The organism is Mesorhizobium sp. WSM4308, assembly GCF_002294905.1.
GTDB lineage: Bacteria > Pseudomonadota > Alphaproteobacteria > Rhizobiales > Rhizobiaceae > Mesorhizobium.
The window spans coordinates 45,701-66,668 of record NZ_NSFW01000026.1; the positions used below are offsets into that span (position 1 = coordinate 45,701).

General features: G+C 61.9%; 24 protein-coding genes. 19 read left to right on the forward strand and 5 right to left on the reverse strand.

Annotated elements, in window-relative coordinates; all coding sequences use genetic code 11:
* The first annotated feature begins 19 nt into the window (after positions 1–19).
* Positions 20–493, forward strand: coding sequence for an Lrp/AsnC family transcriptional regulator (locus CK227_RS33575; protein ID WP_095775782.1), 474 nt, complete (start codon positions 20–22; stop codon positions 491–493).
* 32 nt (positions 494–525) lie between these two features.
* On the opposite strand, the gene CK227_RS33580 is transcribed toward CK227_RS33575, so the two are convergent.
* Positions 526–1,176, reverse strand: coding sequence for a 5-formyltetrahydrofolate cyclo-ligase (locus tag CK227_RS33580; RefSeq protein WP_095775781.1), 651 nt, complete (start codon positions 1,174–1,176; stop codon positions 526–528).
* Between the two features lie 162 nt (positions 1,177–1,338).
* Here CK227_RS33580 and CK227_RS33585 point away from each other — a divergent pair, with 162 nt between their 5' ends.
* Together CK227_RS33585 and CK227_RS33590 are read left to right on the forward strand one after the other, a co-directional pair.
* Entirely contained in the window at positions 1,339–2,604 is a 1,266-nt protein-coding gene (locus CK227_RS33585; protein ID WP_095775780.1) for an NAD(P)/FAD-dependent oxidoreductase, read from the forward strand.
* 149 nt (positions 2,605–2,753) lie between these two features.
* Complete coding sequence (locus tag CK227_RS33590; RefSeq protein WP_095775779.1) at positions 2,754–4,733, forward strand: bifunctional 2',3'-cyclic-nucleotide 2'-phosphodiesterase/3'-nucleotidase; 1,980 nt, start codon at positions 2,754–2,756, stop codon at positions 4,731–4,733.
* Positions 4,734–4,862: 129 nt separating this feature from the next.
* On the opposite strand, the gene CK227_RS33595 is transcribed toward CK227_RS33590, so the two are convergent.
* A complete protein-coding gene (locus tag CK227_RS33595; RefSeq protein ID WP_095775778.1) occupies positions 4,863–6,119 on the reverse strand; it encodes a cyclopropane-fatty-acyl-phospholipid synthase family protein in 1,257 nt (418 codons plus the stop codon).
* 281 nt (positions 6,120–6,400) lie between these two features.
* Here CK227_RS33595 and CK227_RS37925 point away from each other — a divergent pair, with 281 nt between their 5' ends.
* The 6 genes from CK227_RS37925 (at position 6,401) to CK227_RS33620 (ending at position 9,570) form a co-directional block, all read left to right on the forward strand.
* The gene (locus CK227_RS37925; protein ID WP_257784390.1) at positions 6,401–6,535 is read left to right on the forward strand and encodes a hypothetical protein; all 135 of its coding nucleotides are present in this window, start codon (positions 6,401–6,403) and stop codon (positions 6,533–6,535) included.
* Between the two features lie 170 nt (positions 6,536–6,705).
* Entirely contained in the window at positions 6,706–6,996 is a 291-nt protein-coding gene (locus CK227_RS33600; RefSeq protein ID WP_095775777.1) for a Dabb family protein, read from the forward strand.
* Positions 6,997–7,083: 87 nt separating this feature from the next.
* Positions 7,084–7,974, forward strand: a complete 891-nt coding sequence (locus tag CK227_RS33605) for a VOC family protein (protein WP_095775776.1) — start codon at positions 7,084–7,086, stop codon at positions 7,972–7,974.
* Entirely contained in the window at positions 7,971–8,831 is an 861-nt protein-coding gene (gene kdsA, locus CK227_RS33610) for a 3-deoxy-8-phosphooctulonate synthase (protein ID WP_019858015.1), read from the forward strand. Before CK227_RS33605 ends, kdsA begins: the two co-directional genes overlap by 4 nt.
* 86 nt (positions 8,832–8,917) lie before the next feature.
* Positions 8,918–9,121, forward strand: a complete 204-nt coding sequence (locus CK227_RS33615; RefSeq protein ID WP_095775775.1) for a dodecin family protein — start codon at positions 8,918–8,920, stop codon at positions 9,119–9,121.
* 83 nt (positions 9,122–9,204) lie between these two features.
* Positions 9,205–9,570: a PRC-barrel domain-containing protein gene (locus CK227_RS33620; RefSeq protein WP_032933411.1), complete on the forward strand. Its 366-nt coding sequence runs from the start codon at positions 9,205–9,207 to the stop codon at positions 9,568–9,570.
* 60 nt (positions 9,571–9,630) lie between these two features.
* Here the strand turns inward: CK227_RS33620 and CK227_RS37930 are convergent, their stop codons facing one another.
* Positions 9,631–9,756, reverse strand: a complete 126-nt coding sequence (locus CK227_RS37930) for a hypothetical protein (RefSeq protein WP_095775774.1) — start codon at positions 9,754–9,756, stop codon at positions 9,631–9,633.
* 199 nt (positions 9,757–9,955) lie between these two features.
* Here CK227_RS37930 and eno point away from each other — a divergent pair, with 199 nt between their 5' ends.
* Positions 9,956–11,230, forward strand: coding sequence for a phosphopyruvate hydratase (gene eno / locus CK227_RS33630; protein WP_095775773.1), 1,275 nt, complete (start codon positions 9,956–9,958; stop codon positions 11,228–11,230).
* Positions 11,231–11,402: 172 nt separating this feature from the next.
* Here the strand turns inward: eno and CK227_RS33635 are convergent, their stop codons facing one another.
* Entirely contained in the window at positions 11,403–11,999 is a 597-nt protein-coding gene (locus CK227_RS33635) for a gamma carbonic anhydrase family protein (protein WP_095775772.1), read from the reverse strand.
* Complete coding sequence (locus CK227_RS33640; protein WP_095775771.1) at positions 11,996–12,514, reverse strand: MarR family transcriptional regulator; 519 nt, start codon at positions 12,512–12,514, stop codon at positions 11,996–11,998. Before CK227_RS33640 ends, CK227_RS33635 begins: the two co-directional genes overlap by 4 nt.
* A gap of 226 nt (positions 12,515–12,740) precedes the next feature.
* On the opposite strand from CK227_RS33640, the gene CK227_RS33645 reads away from it, so the two are divergent.
* From CK227_RS33645 to lipA, 9 genes are all read left to right on the forward strand, one after another.
* Complete coding sequence (locus CK227_RS33645; protein ID WP_044550389.1) at positions 12,741–13,064, forward strand: septum formation initiator family protein; 324 nt, start codon at positions 12,741–12,743, stop codon at positions 13,062–13,064.
* Between the two features lie 193 nt (positions 13,065–13,257).
* Positions 13,258–14,295 (forward strand): pyruvate dehydrogenase (acetyl-transferring) E1 component subunit alpha, encoded by a 1,038-nt coding sequence (gene pdhA / locus CK227_RS33650; protein WP_095775770.1) that lies wholly within the window; start codon positions 13,258–13,260, stop codon positions 14,293–14,295.
* Between the two features lie 14 nt (positions 14,296–14,309).
* Positions 14,310–15,695 carry a pyruvate dehydrogenase complex E1 component subunit beta gene (locus CK227_RS33655; protein ID WP_095775769.1) on the forward strand — a complete coding sequence of 462 codons (1,386 nt, stop codon included), beginning with the start codon at positions 14,310–14,312 and terminating at the stop codon, positions 15,693–15,695.
* A gap of 18 nt (positions 15,696–15,713) precedes the next feature.
* The gene (locus CK227_RS33660) at positions 15,714–17,090 is read left to right on the forward strand and encodes a pyruvate dehydrogenase complex dihydrolipoamide acetyltransferase (protein WP_095775768.1); all 1,377 of its coding nucleotides are present in this window, start codon (positions 15,714–15,716) and stop codon (positions 17,088–17,090) included.
* 14 nt (positions 17,091–17,104) lie between these two features.
* The gene (locus tag CK227_RS33665; RefSeq protein ID WP_245318366.1) at positions 17,105–17,389 is read left to right on the forward strand and encodes a hypothetical protein; all 285 of its coding nucleotides are present in this window, start codon (positions 17,105–17,107) and stop codon (positions 17,387–17,389) included.
* Between the two features lie 19 nt (positions 17,390–17,408).
* Positions 17,409–18,044, forward strand: a complete 636-nt coding sequence (locus CK227_RS33670) for an SGNH/GDSL hydrolase family protein (protein ID WP_095775767.1) — start codon at positions 17,409–17,411, stop codon at positions 18,042–18,044.
* Between the two features lie 16 nt (positions 18,045–18,060).
* Positions 18,061–19,506, forward strand: a complete 1,446-nt coding sequence (gene lpdA, locus CK227_RS33675) for a dihydrolipoyl dehydrogenase (RefSeq protein ID WP_095775766.1) — start codon at positions 18,061–18,063, stop codon at positions 19,504–19,506.
* 99 nt (positions 19,507–19,605) lie between these two features.
* Positions 19,606–19,863 (forward strand): GlsB/YeaQ/YmgE family stress response membrane protein, encoded by a 258-nt coding sequence (locus tag CK227_RS33680; protein ID WP_095775765.1) that lies wholly within the window; start codon positions 19,606–19,608, stop codon positions 19,861–19,863.
* 137 nt (positions 19,864–20,000) lie between these two features.
* Entirely contained in the window at positions 20,001–20,966 is a 966-nt protein-coding gene (gene lipA, locus CK227_RS33685; protein ID WP_095775764.1) for a lipoyl synthase, read from the forward strand.
* Positions 20,967–20,968: the final 2 nt, after the last annotated feature.

The following is a 20,968-nucleotide window of genomic DNA, read 5'->3' on the forward strand; positions in this document are numbered from 1 at the left end:
TTCGCAGGATTCACGAAAAATGCCGCTCGACAGGATCGATATCGCCATTCTTGAGACTTTGCAGAAGGATGGCAGGATACCCAATGCGGCGCTCGCGGAGAAGGTTGGCCTGTCGCAGTCGGCCTGTTCGCGCCGGCTCGATAATTTGGAAAAATCCGGAACCATTCGTGGCTACCACGCCCGGCTGTCCAATGCCGCGCTCGGCCATCGGATGACGGCCATCGTGCATATATCGCTGTCGGGCCAGTTCGAGAAGACGCTGTCGGATTTCGAAGCAGCCATCAAGCGTTGCCCCAATGTCTTGTCCTGCCACCTGATGTCGGGCGAGTACGACTACATCCTGCGCATCGCAGCGAAAGACCTGGTCGACTATGAGCGCATCCACAAGGAATGGCTGTCGGCGATGCCGCATGTGACCAAGATCAACTCGTCCTTCGCTTTGCGCGAAATCGTCGACCGCACCGCCATGGGCATGAAGCCGGAGATGGCTTGAGCTTGCCGGCCTGACCTTGCTCTAAACAGGCTTCAGGCTTCAGTGACGATCCGATTCATCGGAATGTCGTGCGGCTGCGGATAGATGGTGGCGATGCGCTGCAGTTCGTAGCCGACGCCGATGACCAGCGGCTTGGACGGTATGGCGGCCAACGTGCGGTCGAAGAAGCCGCCGCCATAACCCAGGCGATAATTTGCCGGATCAATGCCGACGATCGGCGCGATGACGATGTCAGGCAGCACCGGATCGCCCTCGGCCGGGATCGGGATATTCCAGACGCCCTTTTCCAATCGGTCGCCCGGTTTGTAGGCACGGAAGATCAGGGGGTGCCCTTTCTCGACGACGATGGGCAACGCCGTGCTGCCGCCGCGCTCGTTGACGGACGCCATCCATGGCCGCAGATCCGGTTCACCGCGAAACGGCCAGTAAAGGCTGACCATGCGACCGCGGATCTCGCCTATGATCGTGTCGAGCCCTTCGGCGATGCGCCGGGACATTGCCGTTCGCGCGTCGGCCGAAACTCCAAGGCGGGCTGCGATCAGCCGCTCGCGTTCGGCCTTGCGCCAGCGCCGCACATCGGTCCAGTCGGACAGCGGCGCCCGGAATTCCGGATCGAGTTCATGCATGAAACAGGGCGGCGAGGCATACTGTGCCGGACCCTGGTCGTCATGATTGTTGGCCATGCGTCACCTCATAGCGTATTCGGTGACGCTATACCTCGCGACACGATACAACTTGTGCATTCACGACATGGGACGGCGAGTCCCGGGCACTATCCTTCTGTTGTTGCATTGCACAAAAATACCTACATCCGGGACAGGCATCTTGCCATTGGGGTGAACGAGATGAACCAGGTCAGCCACCATGTTGTCGTCGTCGGCGCGGGGTTCGGCGGCCTCGAACTCACCCACGCGCTGGCTGGACAGCCCGTGCGCATCACCATGATCGACAAGCGCAACCACCATCTTTTCCAGCCGCTGCTCTACCAGGTGGCGACGACCGCGCTGGCGACCTCCGAGGTTGCCTGGCCGATCCGCCATCTTCTGCGCAAACGCAAGGACGTGACGACGCTGCTGGCCAATGTCACCGGCGTCGACCGTACCGGCAAACGCGTATTGCTCGACGACGGCAGCACAGTCGCCTATGACACGCTGGTGCTCGCCACCGGCGCCCGTCACGCCTATTTCGGCCACGACGAATGGGAGCCTTTCGCGCCAGGCCTGAAGACGCTGGAGGACGCCACCACCATTCGCCGGCGCATTCTCACGGCCTTCGAGCAGGCGGAGCGGGAAACCGATCCCGCCAGACGCCAGGCGCTGCTGACCATTGCGATCGTCGGCGGCGGGCCGACTGGCGTCGAACTGGCCGGCACCATCGTCGAGCTGGCGCACGACACGCTGCGCGGCGAGTTCCGCAACATCGACACGCGGCAAACGCGCGTGGTGCTGATCGAGGCCGGTGACCGCATCCTGGCCAATTTCGCGCCAGGACTCTCAGATTATGCCAGCAAGGCGCTCGAGCGGCTCGGCGTGACGGTCGAGCTCGGCCGGGCCGTCACACGCTGCGACGCCGAAGGTGTCGTGTTTGGCGACAAGCAGCTGGCAGCCCGAACGATCCTGTGGGCAGCTGGCGTTGCCGCTTCGCCCGCCGCCGAATGGCTGGGAGCGAAGGCGGACCGCGCGGGCAGGGTGCTCGTCGAGCCTGACCTCAGCGTGCCGGGCAGCCCGGAGATTTTCGTCATCGGCGACGCCGCCCTTGTGCTGCGGCCCGATGGACGGCCGGTACCCGGCGTGGCGCCTTCCGCCAAGCAGGAGGGTCGCCACGTCGCCGCGACCATCAAGTCCAGGCTCGGCGGTGACGACACCACGCGGCCATTTCAATACAAACATGCCGGCGATCTGGCGACGATCGGCAAACGCGCCGCCGCGATCGACTTCGGCTGGATCAAGCTCACGGGCTGGCTCGCCTGGTGGCTGTGGGGCATCGCGCACATCTATTTCCTGATCGGTTTCCGCAACCGGCTTGCGGTTTCCCTGAGCTGGCTATGGATCTACTTGACGGGCCAGCGCAGCGCCCGGCTGATCACCCAGGGTGACAACGACAAGACCTGACTCTTCTTCGCTGTCCCATTCATCCGCCCGTCATCTGGTGCTGATGGATTGACGTGCGGATGCGCGCGACTTCTTGAATGGACTTGAGCTGATTTCGGCGCGAAGTTTGCTTGGGGCAGGGCGTGTCACGTCGTCAATGAGGAGAAAACATGTCGCAACTGCTCCATCCAGTCTCCCGCCGCGGTTTCCTCGCCGGCGCCGCAGCCACAGGGGCGCTGATCGTGCTTCATCCCTTCTCCGCCCGCGCTCAAGCCAACCAGGCGCATCTTCGGATCATGGAGACCACCGACATCCACGTGAACGTGCTGCCTTATGATTACTACGCCGACAAAGCCAACGACACGATGGGTCTCTCGCGCACGGCGTCGCTGATCGACGCGGTGCGCAAGGAAGCCGTCAATTCGATGCTGATCGACAATGGCGACCTGCTGCAAGGCAACCCGATGGGCGACTACATCGCCTACGAGAAGGGCCTGAAGGACGGCGATCTGCATCCGATCATGAAAGGCATGAACCTGCTGGGCTACGAGTGCTCGACGCTCGGCAACCACGAGTTCAACTACGGCCTCTCCTTCCTGGACAAGGTGCTGGCGGGCGCCAATTTCCCCTTCGTCTGCGCCAATCTGATCCGCGGCACCGAGCTTGCCGCCAACCCGCGCGACGACAAGCTCTATCTCAAGCCCTATGTGATCCTCGACAAGAAGATCAAGGACGGTTCGGGCGCCGAACAGCCGATCAGGATCGGCATCATCGGCTTCGTGCCGCCACAGATCATGGTCTGGGATCTCAAGAATCTCGAAGGCAACGTCAAGACGCGAGACATCGTCGAGGCGGCCAAGGCCTGGGTGCCTCAGATGAAGGAAGAGGGCGCCGACATCGTCATCGCGCTCTCGCATTCCGGCATCGACGTGAAGCAGGGCGACATGATGGAGAACGCCTCGTTCTTCGTTGCCGGCGTCGATGGCATCGATGCCGTGTTCACCGGCCACCAGCATCTGGTGTTCCCCGGCAAGAAGGACTTCCAGTCGCTCGAAGGCGTCGACACGCAGAAAGGCACGCTGCAGGGCAAGCCCGCTGTGATGGGCGGTTTCTGGGGCTCGCATATGGGTCTGATCGACCTGATGCTGGAGCGTGACGGATCGAAATGGAAGGTTGTCTCCGCGACCTCCGAAGCGCGGCCGATCTTCGAGCGCGTCGACAACAAGAACAAGCCGACTGTCCCCGACGACAAGCGCATCATCGCCGCCCTCGAACAGGACCACCAGGCGACATTGACCTATGTGCGCCGTCCGGTCGGCAAGACCTCCGCGCCGCTCTATTCCTATTTCGCGCTGGTCGCCGACGATCCGTCGGTGCAGGTCGTCAGCCAGGCGCAGACCTGGTACTTGAAGGATATTCTCAAAAGTACGCAGTGGAAGGACGTGCCGCTGCTGTCGGCCGCTGCTCCCTTCAAGGCGGGCGGGCGCAACGGCGCCGACTACTATACCGACGTGCCGGCCGGCGACATCGCCATCAAGAACGTCGCCGACCTCTATCTCTACCCGAACACCGTGCGGGCCGTGGAGATCACGGGGGCCCAGGTGAAGGAATGGCTGGAGATGTCGGCCGGCATTTTCAACAGGATAGAGGTGGGGAAGGCCGACCAGGCTCTCATAAACACCGATTTCCCGTCCTACAATTTCGATGTCATCGATGGCGTCTCCTACAAGATCGATCTCGCGCAGCCGCCGAAATATGACACCAAGGGCGGAGTGGCAAATGCCGGCGCCAATCGCATCGTCGACTTGATGTTCGCCGGCGAACCAATTGATTCCAATCAGAAATTCGTCGTTGCGACCAACAATTACCGTGCCGGCGGCGGCGGCAATTTCCCCGACATCAATGCCTCGAAGATCATCTACGAGGCGCCGGACACCAACCGCGACGTCATCGTTCGCTACATTGTGAGCCAGGGCACGATCAACCCGTCGGCCGACGGCAACTGGTCGTTCGCACCACTGCCGGGAACCAGCGTCGTGTTCGAGACAGGCGTAAAGGCAAAGGATTTCATTGCCGATGTGAAGGCGCTGAAGATCGAACCGGCGGGCGAGGGCGAAGCAGGGTTTGCGAAATATCGCATCCTTCTTTGAGGGTATCGGCGATCCCTTGGAGACAGGCCCACGCCATACAAGCGTGGGCTTGGTCGCGAAACGGCGGCTTCCGTTGGTTGCGGGGTATCGGCGTCTGCCGCAGGCAAATGATACCGACGCGTGTAAAGCCTACGCCTTGTAGACCACCTGCCGCACGTCGATGTAGCTGGCGCGGAAACCGGCTTCGCAATAGTGCAGGTAGAACTCCCAGAGCTTCTTGAAGCGGTCGTCGAAGCCGAGAGGCACGATCTTCTCCCAGGATCCCCAGAAGCGGTTGCGCCATTCGGCGAGCGTGCGCGCATAGTCGTTGGGAAACACGCGCTCACACAGATGCGCGAGGCCATGGTCCTTGCCGAGCGCCTTCAGGATCGACGGTGTTGGCAGCATGCCGCCCGGGAACACATAGCGCTGGATGAAATCCGGCCTGGCGCGATAGGTGTCGTAGGAGGCCTCGTTGATGGTGATGATCTGCAGGCCCGCGGTGCCGCCGGGCCTCAGGCAGGACTTCATCTTCGAGAAGAACACCGGCCAGTATTTCTCGCCGACCGCTTCGAACATCTCGATCGAGGCGATTCGGTCGTAAGTCCCTGTTTCGTCGCGGTAATCCTGCAACTTGATGTCGACCTTGTCGGCAAGCCCGGCCTTGGCGATGCGTGCCTTGGCGAAATCGTGCTGTTCGCGGCTGATCGTCAGCCCGGTTACGCGGCAGCCGATTTCGCGTGCCGCGAATTCGGCAAAACCGCCCCAGCCGCAGCCGATCTCCAGCACATGGTCCTTTCCGCCGATACCCGTGTCCCTGGCCAGCGCCCGATATTTGGCGGCCTGGGCGCTCTCCAGGTCGTTGGCGCCATTCGCGTAGAGCGCCGAGGAATAGGTCATGCTCGGATCGAGCCACTCCTTGTAGAAGGCGTTGCCGAGATCGTAATGCGCCGAGATGTTGCGCTTCGAACCGGTGCGTGTGTTCTCGTTGAACCAGTGGCGGATGCGCTGGACGGTGTTGATGAGCCAGCTGGCGCCGCCAGCGACGCGTTCGCCGATCGCCGAATTGACCACGAACAATTCCAGGAAGCTGGTGACGTCGGGGCTTTCCCAATCGCCGTCCATGTAGGATTCGGCAACGCCGATCGTACCGCCGGAAAAGGCGCGGCCTGGCAGGCGCCAGTTCTTGAGCACCAGCTCGGCGTCCGGGCCGGGCCCCTTGCCGCCAACCAGAACGGCGCGGCCATCCGGCATCCTGACCTTGAGCGAACCGCGCGGCAGGTTCATTGCCGCCGACAGCACCATGCGCGCCTTGGCGGGCAGGCCCTTGACGATCTCGGCGAAATTGAACTCGTCGAGCCTGACCGCTTCGCCCGGCGCTACGCTTTGATGGTCCCCGTCTGCCATTTCACGCCCCTGGATTTCCGTGGTGCCGGCGCAAATTGCCGGGTCACGGTTCTCTTGGATCATTCGCCAGGTTCGAAAGCCTTGCCTGTCCAGGTAGCTCCCAGTGCTTCCCAGTGAATGCCTGCCACAATCTTCCACGTGATGAGGGGGAACTTCAAGAGGCAGGCCACTGGCTGGGCTGTGCCACGTGGCGTCTGGCATCGGCGCCTTGCGTCAAGTTGCTGCTGTCCACGATCCAAAACGTCTATGGTCGTCGCAGCGCATGTGCGATAGCTTTAGCCATGCGTTATGTAATCGTCATTGCGGCAATCGCGTTTTTCCTGATCTGGGACGGTCTCTACAACCAGGGCCGGTATCTCGACATCTCGGTCAGGGAGCTCAACCACGTCGTGCGTTACGTGACCGGCAAGGCCTGAATTTCCCTCCCGAAGAGCGCAGCCTGGCGCGTCGCACGATGTGCCCGTCGCCGCGGGATTGGCACTCGCATCGTTTGGGGCGCGTCGCAAGGACGCGTGGCGCCATGAACGGTTGACGCGACGAAACCGCCGTCACAAAAGACCCCGGCATTCAGATCGAGGAGGCGGGATTGATCCGGCATATCGTTTTCTTCAGCGCGCGGCGCAAGGAGGATGTGGAGGCGGTGCGCACCGGCCTGCTGGCACTCGGCAAAATTCCGCATTCCAGTTTCTTCGAGGTCACTTTGAACACCAAGGTCGACCCGCTGTCGGATGAAATTGATGTCGTCGTCTACGCCGAGTTCGCCGACGACGCGGCGCTGGCCGCCTACAAGGCGCATCCGCTCTATGCACAGACCACAGCCAAGGTCAAACCGTTACGCGAACTGCGCTATTCCGCCGATGTCGTCGCCGGCAGCTGATCCCGGGCGCGGATCTCGACAAGTGCCTGCGGCCGCCGACCGGAAACGGCCTTGAACCGCGCTCCCGAATGATGCACACCGCGCCCGATGACCGACAGACCAACCACCGGCACGCATCCGCTTGACCATCTCGTTCTGCCGACGCAGAACCTCGAGGTGGCGCGAGCCCGGCTCACTGCGCTGGGCTTCGTCGTTGCGCCGACCGGTATCCATCCCTTTGGAACGGTAAACTGCTGCGTCTTCCTCGCCGACGGCACCTATCTGGAGCCGCTCGCGATTGGCGATGAGCAGGCAGCGATCGATGCGACGGCCGCCGGCAACGTCTTCGTCGCGCGCGATCGCCTCTATCGCGACAGCCGTGGCGATGAGGGGTTTTCGGCTGTGGTCCTGGCGACCGACAATGCCGATGCTGACCATTCACGCTTTGTCGGCGCCGGTCTGTCGGCGGGAGACATTCTGAGCTTTTCGCGCGCTTTCGCCGATACGTCGGGCAAGAGCGATATCGCATCGTTCAAGCTCGCCTTTGCTGCGACCCGCGGAGCAACCGACGCGTTCCTGTTTGCCTGTCAGCGGATCAATGCGCCTGACTTGGACCGTACGGCTTTGCAGGCCCACGCCAATGGCGCCACCGGCATTTTGGAGGTGGTGGCGATCAGCGACCAGCCCGCCGAACAGCATAGGCTGGTGTCCATCGCGGCGAACGATCCTGCTGCCAGCGGCGAGGGCGGGGCGTTTTTCCTGCCAAACGCAACCTTGAGCGTGCTCGACCCCAAATTCTTCACCGCTCGCTTTGGCATTCCGGCGGGTTCGTCCACAAAGCTGCGCTTCGCCGCGATCGTCTTTGCTGTCCGCAGCATCGATGCCACGTCGAGCCTGCTTGCAGCCAATGCTGTCCAGCACGATATAGCGGGCACTGATATTGTCGTGCGGCCGGCATCCGGACAGGGCGCGGCTTTCATCTTCCGGGAGATACAATGAACAAGCCCCAAGTGCCCAATTCGATGGCACCCAATTCGTCGGTAACGGTCGGTAATGTCGTGTTCGACAACAAGGCGGCTTTGGCGCTGATCGCCGGCCCATGCCAGTTCGAGTCGCGCCAGCATGCCTTCGACATGGCCGGCGCGCTGAAGGAACTGACTGCCAAGCTCGGCATCGGCCTCGTCTACAAGACCAGCTACGACAAGGCCAACCGCACCTCGCTGTCGGCAACGCGCGGCGCCGGCATGGACGCCGCACTTCCGGTCTTCGACGAGTTGCGCAAGGAATTTTCGCTCCCCGTGCTGACCGATGTCCACACCGAGGAACAGTGCGCGATCGTCGCGCCGCATGTCGATGTGCTGCAGATCCCAGCCTTTCTGTCGCGCCAGACTGACATGCTGGTCGCCGCCGCGAAAACGGGCAAGGTCATCAACGTGAAGAAGGGGCAGTTCCTCGCGCCCTGGGATATGAAGAATGTGGTCGCCAAGATCACCGGTTCCGGCAACGCCAATGTGCTCACCACCGAGCGTGGCGCGTCCTTCGGCTACAACACGCTGGTGTCTGACATGCGCGCGCTGCCTGTCATGGCCGAGATCGGCGCGCCGGTGATCTTCGACGCCACGCATTCGGTCCAGCAGCCAGGCGGGCAGGGCGGCTCGTCCGGTGGCGAGCGCCGCTTTGTCGAGACGCTGGCCCGTGCGGCCGTAGCCGTCGGTGTCGCCGGCGTCTTCATCGAGACCCATCAGGATCCTGACAATTCGACCTCTTCCGATGGGCCCAACATGCTGCCGCTGAAGGATATGCCGGCCCTCCTGGAAAGGCTGATGGCTTTCGACCGGATCGCGAAGGGCCGCTGAGCCCTGCGCTTCCTGCCCGTGCTTGTGGTCGGGAGGGGCCGGTTGTACGCTTGGCCGGCAAATGAGCGTGTTGCCAGGAGGAAGCCATGTCCGTCGCCCGCGTCACCGAAATCACCTCGTCGTCGAAGAAGAGCTTTCAGGACGCCATCGAGAAGGGAATCGCCCGCGCTGCGAAAACCCTGAAGAACGTGGAAGGCGCCTGGATCCAGGATCAGAAGATCGTCGTCGAGGACGGCAAGATCGTTGCCTATCGCGTCAACATGAAGGTGACTTTCATCCTCGCGGAGTGATTGGCCGACGCCGAAAAAGTCGGGAACTTTCACCCGCGCCCCTCATTGTCAAAGCAGAGTTCAACGACAACGAGGAGCAGATCATGACAACACAGACAGGCCACACCGAAGCCATAGCCGCTTCGCGCGTCATCGGCACGTCGGTCTACAATACTGAAGGCAGGAGCATCGGCAGCATCGAGGACATCATGCTCGACAAGACGTCGAACGGCATCATGTTCGCGGTGATCGGCTTTGGCGGTTTTCTCGGCATCGGCGAGAAGTACCACGCCATTCCCTGGGCCAGCCTCGACTACGACGAGAACAGGGGCGGTTATGTCGTGCCCTTCTCGAAGGAGCAGCTGAAAGCAGCACCCGCCTATTCGATCAACGAATTGGCCGGCGCGGATGGCGAGGCGGCGCGAGACGCATCCTATGAGTATTACAAGGTCACGCCCTACTGGCATTGATGCAACCGCAATCAAAAGGGCCCCGTCTCGACGGGGTCCTTTTTTATCCAACGCGAACGCCTATTCGCTGGTGCTCAACGCCGACAAAGGCGCAAGGGCCTTTGGCGGCGATTGCTGTGTGTCGCACGACGTCAGCAACGCCGCCGCGATCAGGAACAAACTCACGATACCGCTCAACTCGGACATGGCGAAACTCCTCCTGTTTCGCCCCGCGCGACAACAGCCATAACCCGAAATGGATGTCCGGGCGCATGACTTATGATGACAGAAATTTGCGCTTCGTGAATCGGGCTGGTGGCACTATTCGGCCATGGCCGGATTGCCTTTTGCGTCGCTTTGGCTAAGACGGGCGCGACCTTTCGTCAGATCAATCGGGGACATCGCAATGACCGCCATCATCGACATTGTCGGACGTGAAATCCTGGACAGCCGTGGAAACCCGACCGTCGAGGTCGATGTCGTACTCGAAGACGGTTCGATGGGCCGCGCCGCGGTGCCGTCGGGCGCCTCGACCGGCGCCCACGAAGCCGTCGAGCTTCGCGACGGCGGCGCCCGCTATCTCGGCAAGGGTGTGCTCAAGGCCGTAGAGGCGGTCAATGGCGAGCTGTTCGAGGCGATCGGCGGCATGGAAGCCGAGAACCAGATCCATATCGACCAGACCATGATCGAGCTCGACGGCACGCCCAACAAGAGCCGGCTCGGCGCCAATGCCATTCTCGGCGTTTCGCTGGCGGTGGCGAAGGCTGCTGCCGACGCGGCCGGCCTGCCGCTCTATCGTTATGTCGGCGGCACCAAGGCGCATATCCTGCCTGTGCCGATGATGAACATCATCAATGGCGGCGCCCATGCCGACAATCCGATCGACTTCCAGGAATTCATGATCCTGCCGGTCGGCGCGCCGACTTTGCGCGAAGGCGTGCGCTGGGGCTCGGAAATCTTCCACACACTGCGCAAGAAGCTGAAGGATGCCGGCCACAACACCAATGTCGGCGACGAGGGCGGCTTTGCCCCGAACCTGAAGAGCGCGCCGGTGGCGCTCGATTTCATCATGGAATCGATCGAAAAGGCAGGCTTCAAGCCGGGCGAGGAAATCGCGCTCGGCCTCGATTGCGCCGCCACCGAGTTCTTCAAGGACGGCAATTACGTCTATGAAGGCGAGAAGAAGACGCGCGATCCCAAGGCCCAGGCCAAGTACCTCGCCAAGCTCGCCGCCGACTATCCGATCATCTCGATCGAGGACGGCCTTGCCGAGGACGACTGGGAAGGCTGGAAGTATCTGACCGACCTGATCGGCAAGAAGACGCAGCTGGTCGGCGACGACCTCTTCGTCACCAACACGGCGCGTCTACGCGACGGTATCCGCATGGGCGTTGCCAATTCGATCCTGGTCAAGGTCAACCAGATCGGCTCGCTGACGGAAACGCTCGATGCCGTCGAGACCGCGCACAAGGCCGGCTACACCGCTGTCATGTCGCACCGTTCGGGCGAAACCGAGGATTCGACCATTGCCGATCTCGCCGTCGCCACCAATTGCGGGCAGATCAAGACCGGTTCGCTCTCGCGCTCCGACCGCATGGCCAAATACAACCAACTGATCCGCATCGAGGAAGAGCTTGGCAAGCAGGCGAGTTACGCCGGCAAGTCGGTGTTGAAGGCCTGATCCGGGCCAAATTCCAGGGAATGTGTAGGGCGGGTCATTCACTGCCGCCAACGCGCGTCACACGGCCTCGTGTGACGCGCTGCGCACCCTCGGTCCTGGCCCCATGAGCAAGCTTTGGGCGACATGCACTGCCGAGCTCGAACTGGAACGCTTCTGCTGTGGCGGGAAGCGCTCAAGCGCTTTCCGTGCGATGCACGCCTAGCGCCAACGAGAGGTCTGCAGTGATTTTCTGCATCATATCCGGCGAGTCTCGCTCGACACCGTAGACGAAGCCTGGGAAATCGAGCGGTTTCTGGTGAGACCAGATCGCTTCATGCTGGTCCGGAGGCAGAATCTGAGCTGGATTGCCGACGGCAATCCAGCCGATCGGTACGACCGTACCAGGTTCGAGGCGGGTACGCAGGTGAACGATGCCATTGATGCGGACTTCCGATCCGCGGCCTACGTGCGCACCATGGAACACCGCCGCGCCTGTAGCGACAAAAACGTCATCGCCGATTTCCGCGCCAACCACGTGGCTGTTAGGGCCTACAAGGCAATGGTTCCCCATGGTGCAAGGATGACTCGCTGTGGCCCGGATCACTGCATTTTCCAACACGATACAGTCGCGGCCAATGCGAATTGAGCCGCCAGCCTCCGCCACAAGGCGGGCGCCATGCATGATCCGGCTGCCAGCGCCAATGACGACATCGCCACATACTGTGGCATCCGGGGCGACCCAAGCATCGGTGTCGATCGCAGGCGAATGCCCTGCATAAGAAACGATCATCGCTCGCTCTCCTCTCTCTCGATCTCAGCCGCGCGGCAGCCGATCGGGCAAATCTCATGCCCGCAAAGGTCATGCTCGCAGAGGCGACACGTTGTTCTCGCGAAAGCGCGGGAAGTCGTCGCGCCGGCAAGGATCTCGTCCAGCATGGAAGCAAAGTGCCGCCGCTTGTCCGGCTGCAGCGCAGACAGCAATCCGTCGAGCGCGGCGAGCCGAAGAGCTTGCATTTCCCTTACCTGGGCGTGGCCAGTCTCCGTCAGCGACAGCGGAGTGACGCGACCCACCGGGGTGCCACGCACTATCAGCGCCTGCCGTTCCAGGCCGTCGATCAAACGCACGGCTGTCGGTTGACTGACGCCGACGACCTCGGCGAGTTCTGTCGTCGTCAACCCGGGTTTGAAATGCAGCATCGACAGCACCGCCGCAGCACTTGGTGAAAGCTCTCTCAACGAGGCTTCCGTCCTGTCGCGAATCATGGCGCCGAGCGCGCCGAGTTTGTTGGCGTCCAATAATTGCATAGCGTATGCATATGTTATTTCGGCAGAACGTCAACCGCTTTTCCGCATGCAAGCTGCATGCAAGCTGCACGACTGCAAAGGATTGAAAAAAACGACGGCCGGATGCAACTTGCCGGGCCAGGTCATGCCCCGCTCGCCAAACCCCACGGCACGTAACCGTCCGTTAAGCACAATCGGGCGAAAAAGATGCGAGCCGCATGAGTTCGCGGCCGCGGGGATTCGGATCATGTGGACGCGTCAGCACAAGCAGAGAAATACCGGCCGGCTGATCATCCCCTCGCTTTGCGTGGTGTTTCTCGCCTATTTCGGCTTCCATGCCTATCACGGCGAGTTCGGCATCAATTCGAAATATCAGCTGGAAGCCCAGACCGTTGCTCTGCAGGCTCAGCTTGATGCGATCAAGGCGCGCCGGATGGAACTCGAACGGCGCGTTCGGCTGATGCATGACGGCACGCTGGAGAAGGACATGCTTGACGAACAGGCGCGCAGGGCGCTCAATCTGTCCCAGGCCGATGAAATCACCATCATGCTGCCCGCCTCGTCGAAATAACTGAATTTCAGTTAATCGGCAATATTTTCAATGATTTTAATCGCTTAGGCGCATGCCAGCTATGCAAATTCGTCATGGCGCAACGCTCTAACGCGTGTTAGCCTTGCATAAATCGGTGGGGAGAGCTGATCTTCCCGGGGCGGATTTCATGCTGCCCTAATGTCCGCAAAGAGACGCCAACAGGGAGTGATGCATGGCCACCGCAGCCAGAAAAGCGCCTGCCAAATCCAAATCCGAAGCCAAATCAGGGCTTTCCGCGCCCAAGCCTGCTGAATTCACCAAGGATGAGGAGCTTGCCGCGTATCGGCACATGCTGCTCATCCGCCGCTTCGAGGAAAAGGCCGGCCAGCTCTACGGCATGGGCTTCATCGGCGGCTTCTGCCATCTCTATATCGGCCAGGAAGCTGTCGTCACCGGCATGAAGATGGCGCTGATCGATGGCGACCAGATGATCACGGCCTATCGTGACCACGGCCACATGCTGGCCATGGAGCTTTCCCCGCGCGGCGTCATGGCCGAACTGACCGGACGCCGTGGCGGCCTATCCAGGGGCAAGGGCGGCTCGATGCACATGTTCTCCAAGGAAAAGCATTTTTACGGCGGCCACGGCATTGTCGGCGCGCAGGTGTCGCTCGGCACGGGCTTGGCGTTCGCCAACCGCTACCGCGACAACAACAACGTTTCGCTGACCTATTTCGGCGACGGCGCCGCCAACCAGGGCCAGGTCTATGAAAGCTTCAACATGGCCTCGCTGTGGAAGCTGCCGGTGATCTACATCATCGAGAACAATCGCTACGCCATGGGCACCTCGGTGTCGCGCTCGTCGGCCGAAACCAATTTTTCGCATCGTGGCGCCTCGTTCAAGATTCCCGGCATTCAGGTCGACGGCATGGATGTGCGCGCGGTCAAATCCGCCGGCGATCAGGCGACCGAATGGTGCCGCGGCGGCAACGGGCCGATCATTCTCGAAATGCAGACCTATCGCTATCGTGGTCACTCGATGTCCGACCCGGCGAAATACCGCTCGAAGGAAGAAGTGCAGAAGATGCGCTCCGAGCATGACCCGATCGAACAGGTCAAGGCGCGGTTGACCGAGAAGAAATGGGCGACCGAGGACGAACTCAAGGCCATCGACAAGGAGGTTCGCGACATCGTCGCCGACGCCGCCGAATTTGCCCAGAACGATGCGGAGCCGGATCCGTCCGAGCTCTGGACCGATATCGTATTGTAAGGGAGGGCCAGGACATGCCGATCGAAATTCTCATGCCCGCTCTCTCGCCGACCATGGAAGAGGGCAATCTTTCCAAGTGGTTGAAGAACGAGGGCGACAAGGTCGTCGCCGGCGACGTCATCGCCGAGATCGAGACCGACAAGGCGACGATGGAAGTCGAAGCCGTCGACGAAGGCACGCTTGCCAAGATCGTGGTTCCCGCCGGCACCGAAGGCGTCAAGGTCAACGCGGTGATCGCCGTGCTTGCGGTTGACGGCGAAGACACCGACAAGGCCGGCGAAGGTATTGGCGAAGAGCCCGCCAAGGCTGAAACGGCTGCGCCGGCGCCAACTGCGGCGAAGAACGAGGCCGCGGCACCTGTCGCGGCGGCGCCGAAGACCGAGATTGCCGCTGACCCGGATGTCCCCGCGGGCACCGAGATGGTCTCGACCACGGTGCGCGAAGCACTGCGCGATGCCATGGCCGAGGAAATGCGCCGCGACGGCGATGTCTTCGTCATGGGCGAGGAGGTCGCCGAATACCAGGGCGCCTACAAGATCACCCAAGGGTTGCTGCAGGAGTTCGGGCCGCGTCGCGTCGTCGACACGCCGATTACCGAGCATGGGTTTGCAGGCGTCGGCGTCGGTGCGGCGATGGCCGGGTTGAAGCCGATCGTCGAGTTCATGACCTTCAACTTCGCCATGCAGGCGATCGATCAGATCATCAATTCGGCCGCCAAGACGCTCTACATGTCCGGCGGCCAGATGGGCGCGCCGATCGTGTTCCGCGGACCGAACGGGGCTGCTGCCCGCGTCGCCGCCCAGCACTCGCAGTGTTACGCCGCGTGGTACAGCCACATTCCTGGCCTGAAGGTGGTGATGCCGTATACGGCCGCCGACGCCAAGGGTCTGCTCAAGGCAGCCATCCGCGACCCGAACCCGGTCATCTTCCTCGAGAACGAAATCCTCTACGGCCAATCCTTCGACGTGCCGAAGCTTGATGATTTCGTGCTGCCGATCGGCAAGGCCCGCATCCACAAGCAAGGCAAGGATGTCACCATCGTTTCCTTCGGCATCGGCATGACCTACGCGGTCAAGGCCGAAGCCGAACTGCGCGGCATGGGCATCGACGCCGAGATCATCGATCTGCGCACCGTCCGCCCGCTCGACCTCGACACCATCATCGCTTCGGTCAAGAAGACCAACCGGCTTGTCGTGGTCGAAGAAGGCTATCCGCAGAGCTCGGTCGGCGACCATATCGCCAACCAGGTGTCGCAGCGCGCCTTCGATTTCCTCGACGCGCCGGTCATCACCATTGCCGGCAAGGATGTGCCGATGCCTTATGCGGCCAACCTCGAAAAGCTGGCCTTGCCGAATGTCGGCGAGGTCATCGAGGCAGTCAAAGCCGTCACGTATCGCTGAACCGGCCGGGAGGACAAAATGCCAATCAACATCACCATGCCGGCGCTCTCGCCCACGATGGAAGAGGGCAATCTGTCGAAGTGGCTGGTCAAGGAAGGCGATAAGGTTTCGCCGGGCGATGTCATCGCCGAGATCGAGACCGACAAGGCGACGATGGAGGTCGAGGCTGTCGACGAGGGCACGGTCGCCAAGCTCGTCGTTCCCGCCGGCACCGAAGGCGTCAAGGTCAACGCGCTGATCGCCGTGCTTGCCGCTGAGGGCGAGGATGCGGGCGCCGCCGCGAAAAGCGGTGGCGGTACCGCACCGGCGAAAGCCGAAGCGCCGAAAGCGGACGCTCCCAAGGCTGAGGCACCAAAGGCTGAGGCACCAAAGGCTGAACCTGCTGCCGCAGCCGCTCCGAAGGCTGAGCCGGCTCCGGTCGCCAATGGCCATGCGACTGGCGAGCGCACCTTCGCATCGCCGCTCGCACGCCGTATCGCCAAGGAAGCCGGCGTCGATGTGTCAGCCGTGACCGGCACCGGCCCGCATGGCCGCGTGGTGAAGGCCGATGTCGATGCCGCGATTGCCGGTGGCGGGGCCAGGGCTGAGCCCGCCGCCAAGGCTCCTGCCGGTGCACCTGCCGCCGCTGCTCCGGCGGTGAAAGCGATGTCGGACGACCAGGTGCTGAAGCTGTTTGAACCCGGCTCCTACGAACTCGTCCCGCACGACAACATGCGCAAGACCATTGCGCGTCGCCTGGTCGAGGCCAAGTCCACCATCCCGCATTTCTACCTCACGCTCGACTGCGAACTCGATGCGTTGCTGGCATTGCGCACGCAGATCAATGCGGCCGCACCAATGAAGAAGACCGAAAAGGGCGAGGCTCCGGCCTACAAGCTGTCGGTCAACGACATGGTCATCAAGGCGATGGCGATGGCGCTGAAGGCGGTGCCGGATGCCAATGCCTCGTGGACCGAAAGCGCCATGGTCAAGCACAAGCATGCCGATGTCGGCGTTGCCGTGTCGATCCCCGGCGGCCTGATCACGCCGATCATTCGGCATGCGGACGAAAAGACGCTGTCCACCATTTCCAACGAGATGAAGGACCTGGCCAGCCGCGCCCGCAGCCGCAAACTGAAGCCGGAAGAGTATCAGGGCGGCACGACGGCCGTCTCCAATCTCGGCATGTTCGGCATCAAGGATTTTGCCGCCGTCATCAACCCGCCGCATGCGACGATCCTGGCGGTCGGCGCCGGCGAGGAGCGGGCGGTGGTCAAGAATGGCGAGATCAAAATCGCCACCGTGATGTCGGTGACGCTGTCGACCGACCATCGCGCGGTTGACGGGGCGCTCGGCGCGGAACTGCTCGTCGCCTTCAAACGGCTGATCGAGAACCCGATGGGCATGCTGGTCTAGGAAAGGAAAAGGCTGTGCGGAAGTTCTTCACCAGCCTTTTCGCCTTTTTCATTTCCTGGTTTGCCGGCGGTCTGACGGCGCTGGGACTGGCCACCGCAACGGAAGCCCGGGAAGAATACATTCTGGTGTTCATGGCGTCCGCGCTTGTCACCATTGTCGTGACGATTGTGTTTTTCGTTGCGAAGTTTTTTTCGAATGCACCCGCGATCATCGACTCGTCGCCGGCCTGGTCTTGCCAAGCTTGGCCACGGTGCTGGTCCACTGGCTGTTCGTACGCTGGCGGTTGGGGCGCGGTTTGATGAATGCACAGGTGAACGCATGAAGACGGTGCTTTGCTACGGCGACTCGCTGACCTGGGGTTACAACGCCGAAGGCGGGCGTCATGCGCTGGAAGACCGCTGGCCAAGCGTCCTGCAGGCCGGCCTTGGCAGTGGCGTCCAGGTTATCGCCGACGGACTCAATGGCCGCACCACGGCCTTCGACGACCATCTGGCAGGTGCCGATCGCAACGGCGCGCGGCTGTTGCCGACGGTGCTGACGACGCATGCACCGATCGATCTGATCATCATCATGCTCGGCGCCAACGACATGAAGCCTTGGATCCACGGCAATCCGGTCGCGGCCAAGCAAGGCATCCAACGGTTGATCGACATCGTGCGTGGTCATGACTATCCGTTCGACTGGCCGGCGCCACAGATACTCATTGTGTCGCCGCCCGTTGTAAGCCGCACCGAAAATGCCGATTTCAGGGACATGTTTGCCGGCGGCGATGAGGCGTCGAAGCAGCTTGCCCCGCAATATGCGGCGCTCGCCGACGAAGTCGGCTGCGGCTTCTTCGATGCCGGCACGGTGGCGCAAACCACACCACTCGACGGCGTCCATCTCGATGCCGAAAACACGCGAAACATCGGCAAGACGCTGACATCGGTCGTGCGCGTCATGCTGGAATTGTGACTGAAGGAGAAAATCCGTGGCTGAGAACTACGACGTCATCATCATCGGCTCCGGCCCCGGCGGCTATGTCACGGCGGTGCGTTCCGCCCAGCTCGGCTTCAAGACGGCGATCGTCGAGCGCGAGCATCTTGGCGGCATCTGCCTCAACTGGGGCTGCATTCCGACCAAGGCGCTGCTGCGCTCGGCCGAGATCATGCACTATTCCGACTATCTGAAGGACTATGGCCTGAAGCTCGACGGCAAGGTCAGCGTCGACACCTCGGCCGTCGTTGATCGCTCGCGCAAAGTCTCGCTGCGGCTCAATGGCGGCGTTGCCTTCCTGATGAAGAAGAACAAGGTCGACGTCATTTGGGGCGAAGCCAAGCTGTCGAAACCCGGCGAGGTCGTCGTCTCCAAGACGGCCAAGAAGCCGATGGAACCGCAGCCGCCGGTGCCGAAGGGCGTCAAGGGCGAGGGCACCTACACCGCCAAGCACATCATCCTGGCGACCGGCGCGCGGCCGCGCGCGCTGCCCGGCATCGAGCCGGACGGCAAGCTCATCTGGACCTATTTCGAGGCCATGGTGCCAAAGGAGATGCCGAAATCGCTGCTGGTGATGGGCTCGGGCGCCATCGGCATCGAATTTGCTTCCTTCTACCGCACCATGGGCGCCGAGGTGACGGTGGTCGAGCTGTTGCCGGCGGTGATGCCGGTCGAGGACGCCGAAGTCTCGAAATTTGCGCAAAAACAGTTCGAGAAGCAAGGCATGAAGATCATTCTCGAAGCCAAGGTGACCAAGGTCGAGAAGGGCGCCAACTCGGTCACCGCGCATGTCGAGATGAAGGACGGCAAGGTCGAGAAGATCACCGCCGACCGCATGATCTCGGCCGTCGGCGTCCAGGGCAATATCGAGAATCTCGGCCTTGAAGCGCTCGGCGTGAAGACCGACCGCGGCTGCGTCGTCGTCGACGGCTACGGCAAGACGAACGTACCCGGCATCTACGCCATCGGCGATGTCGCCGGCCCGCCCATGCTTGCCCACAAGGCCGAGCATGAGGGCGTCGTGTGCGTGGAAAAGATCGCCAACTTCCCCGGCGTGCACGCCATCGACAAGCTCAAGATCCCCGGCTGCACCTACTGCAATCCGCAGGTCGCCTCCGTCGGCCTGACGGAAGCCAAGGCCAAGGCCGAAGGCAAGGATATCCGCGTCGGCCGCTTCCAGTTCGCCGCCAACGGCAAGGCGATCGCGCTTGGCGAGGATCAGGGCTTCATCAAGACCATCTTCGACAAGAAGACCGGTCAGCTGCTCGGCGCCCATATGGTCGGCGCCGAGGTGACCGAACTGATCCAGGGCTTTGTCGTCGCGATGAACTTGGAGACGACCGAGGAAGAGCTGATGCACACCATCTTCCCGCATCCGACGCTGTCGGAGATGATGAAGGAGAGCGTGCTCGACGCCTATGGCCGCGCGCTGAACGCATGATAGATTCGCCGCAAGAGACTCAGCCGCGAAAGCCGCAGGAGTTCGACGGCAAGGCAGCTCGTTTCCGCATGCATTTTTACGCGCGCAAGGAGAAGGCATATGCACTTGAACGGCGTGGGCTGGATCGCAGCCATCATTATCGGCGGCCTGGCAGGCTGGTTCGCCGAAATGGTCATGAAGAGCAACACTGGCATTTTCATGAACATTATCATGGGCATCGTTGGAGCGATCGTGTTGAACGCCATCCTGCAGGCGCTCAATTTCGGCCCGTTCGGAGTCGGCTGGACCGCCTATCTGATCACCGGCTTCATCGGTGCCTGCCTGCTGATCTGGGTCGGTCGCCTGGTGCGCCGCTAGTCGGTACCGTTCCCGGCTATGCGAAAACGGTTGTAGCGGCATGCGCCGCCGCTGCCTTTTTCTTTGCGCCGAAAAGTCCTAGATGACGATGAAGTGACGATCGCCGACGGGCGGTCGCGAGAAAAGCCAGGGTCCAGATGGTTACTGTCCTCGACACGATCGCCAACGCGCCACGGCTGCGGCACCCCGAGAAGGCGCACAAGCCCGACCAGGAGGTGTTGCGCAAGCCGGACTGGATTCGCGTCAAGGCGCCGGTCTCCAAGGGCTATGCCGAGACACGCGAGATCGTCAAATCGCACAAGCTGGTGACGGTCTGCGAAGAGGCTGGTTGCCCCAACATCGGCGAGTGCTGGGACAAGAAGCACGCCACCTTCATGATCATGGGCGAGATCTGCACGCGCGCCTGCGCCTTCTGCAATGTCGCCACCGGCATTCCGACCGCACTCGACCCCGACGAGCCGGCCCGCGTCGCGCATGCCGTCAGGCAGATGGGGCTGAGCCACGTCGTCATCACCTCCGTCGACCGCGACGATCTTGCCGATGGCGGTGCGCAGCACTTTGCCGATGTCATCCGCGCGATCCGCGCGGCAACGCCGTCGACGACGATCGAAATCCTGACGCCTGATTTCCTGCGCAAGGACGGCGCGCTGGAGATTGTGGTGGCGGCCAAGCCCGACGTCTTCAACCACAATCTCGAAACCGTGCCGTCGAATTATCTGAAGGTTCGGCCGGGTGCCCGCTATTTCCACTCGATCCGGCTGTTGCAACGGGTCAAGGAACTCGATCCGTCGATCTTCACCAAGTCCGGCATCATGGTCGGCCTGGGCGAGGAGCGGAATGAAATCCTGCAGCTGATGGACGATCTGCGCACGGCCAATGTCGACTTCATGACCATCGGCCAGTATCTGCAGCCGTCGAAGAAGCACCATCCGGTGATCCGCTTCGTCACGCCCGAAGAGTTCAAGTCCTTCGAGACGATCGGCCGGACCAAGGGTTTCCTGCTGGTGGCATCGAGCCCGCTGACGCGCTCATCGCACCATGCCGGCGACGATTTCGCCCGGCTGCGCGCGGCGCGGGAAGCACAGCTTCAGAAGTCGGTCTAGCG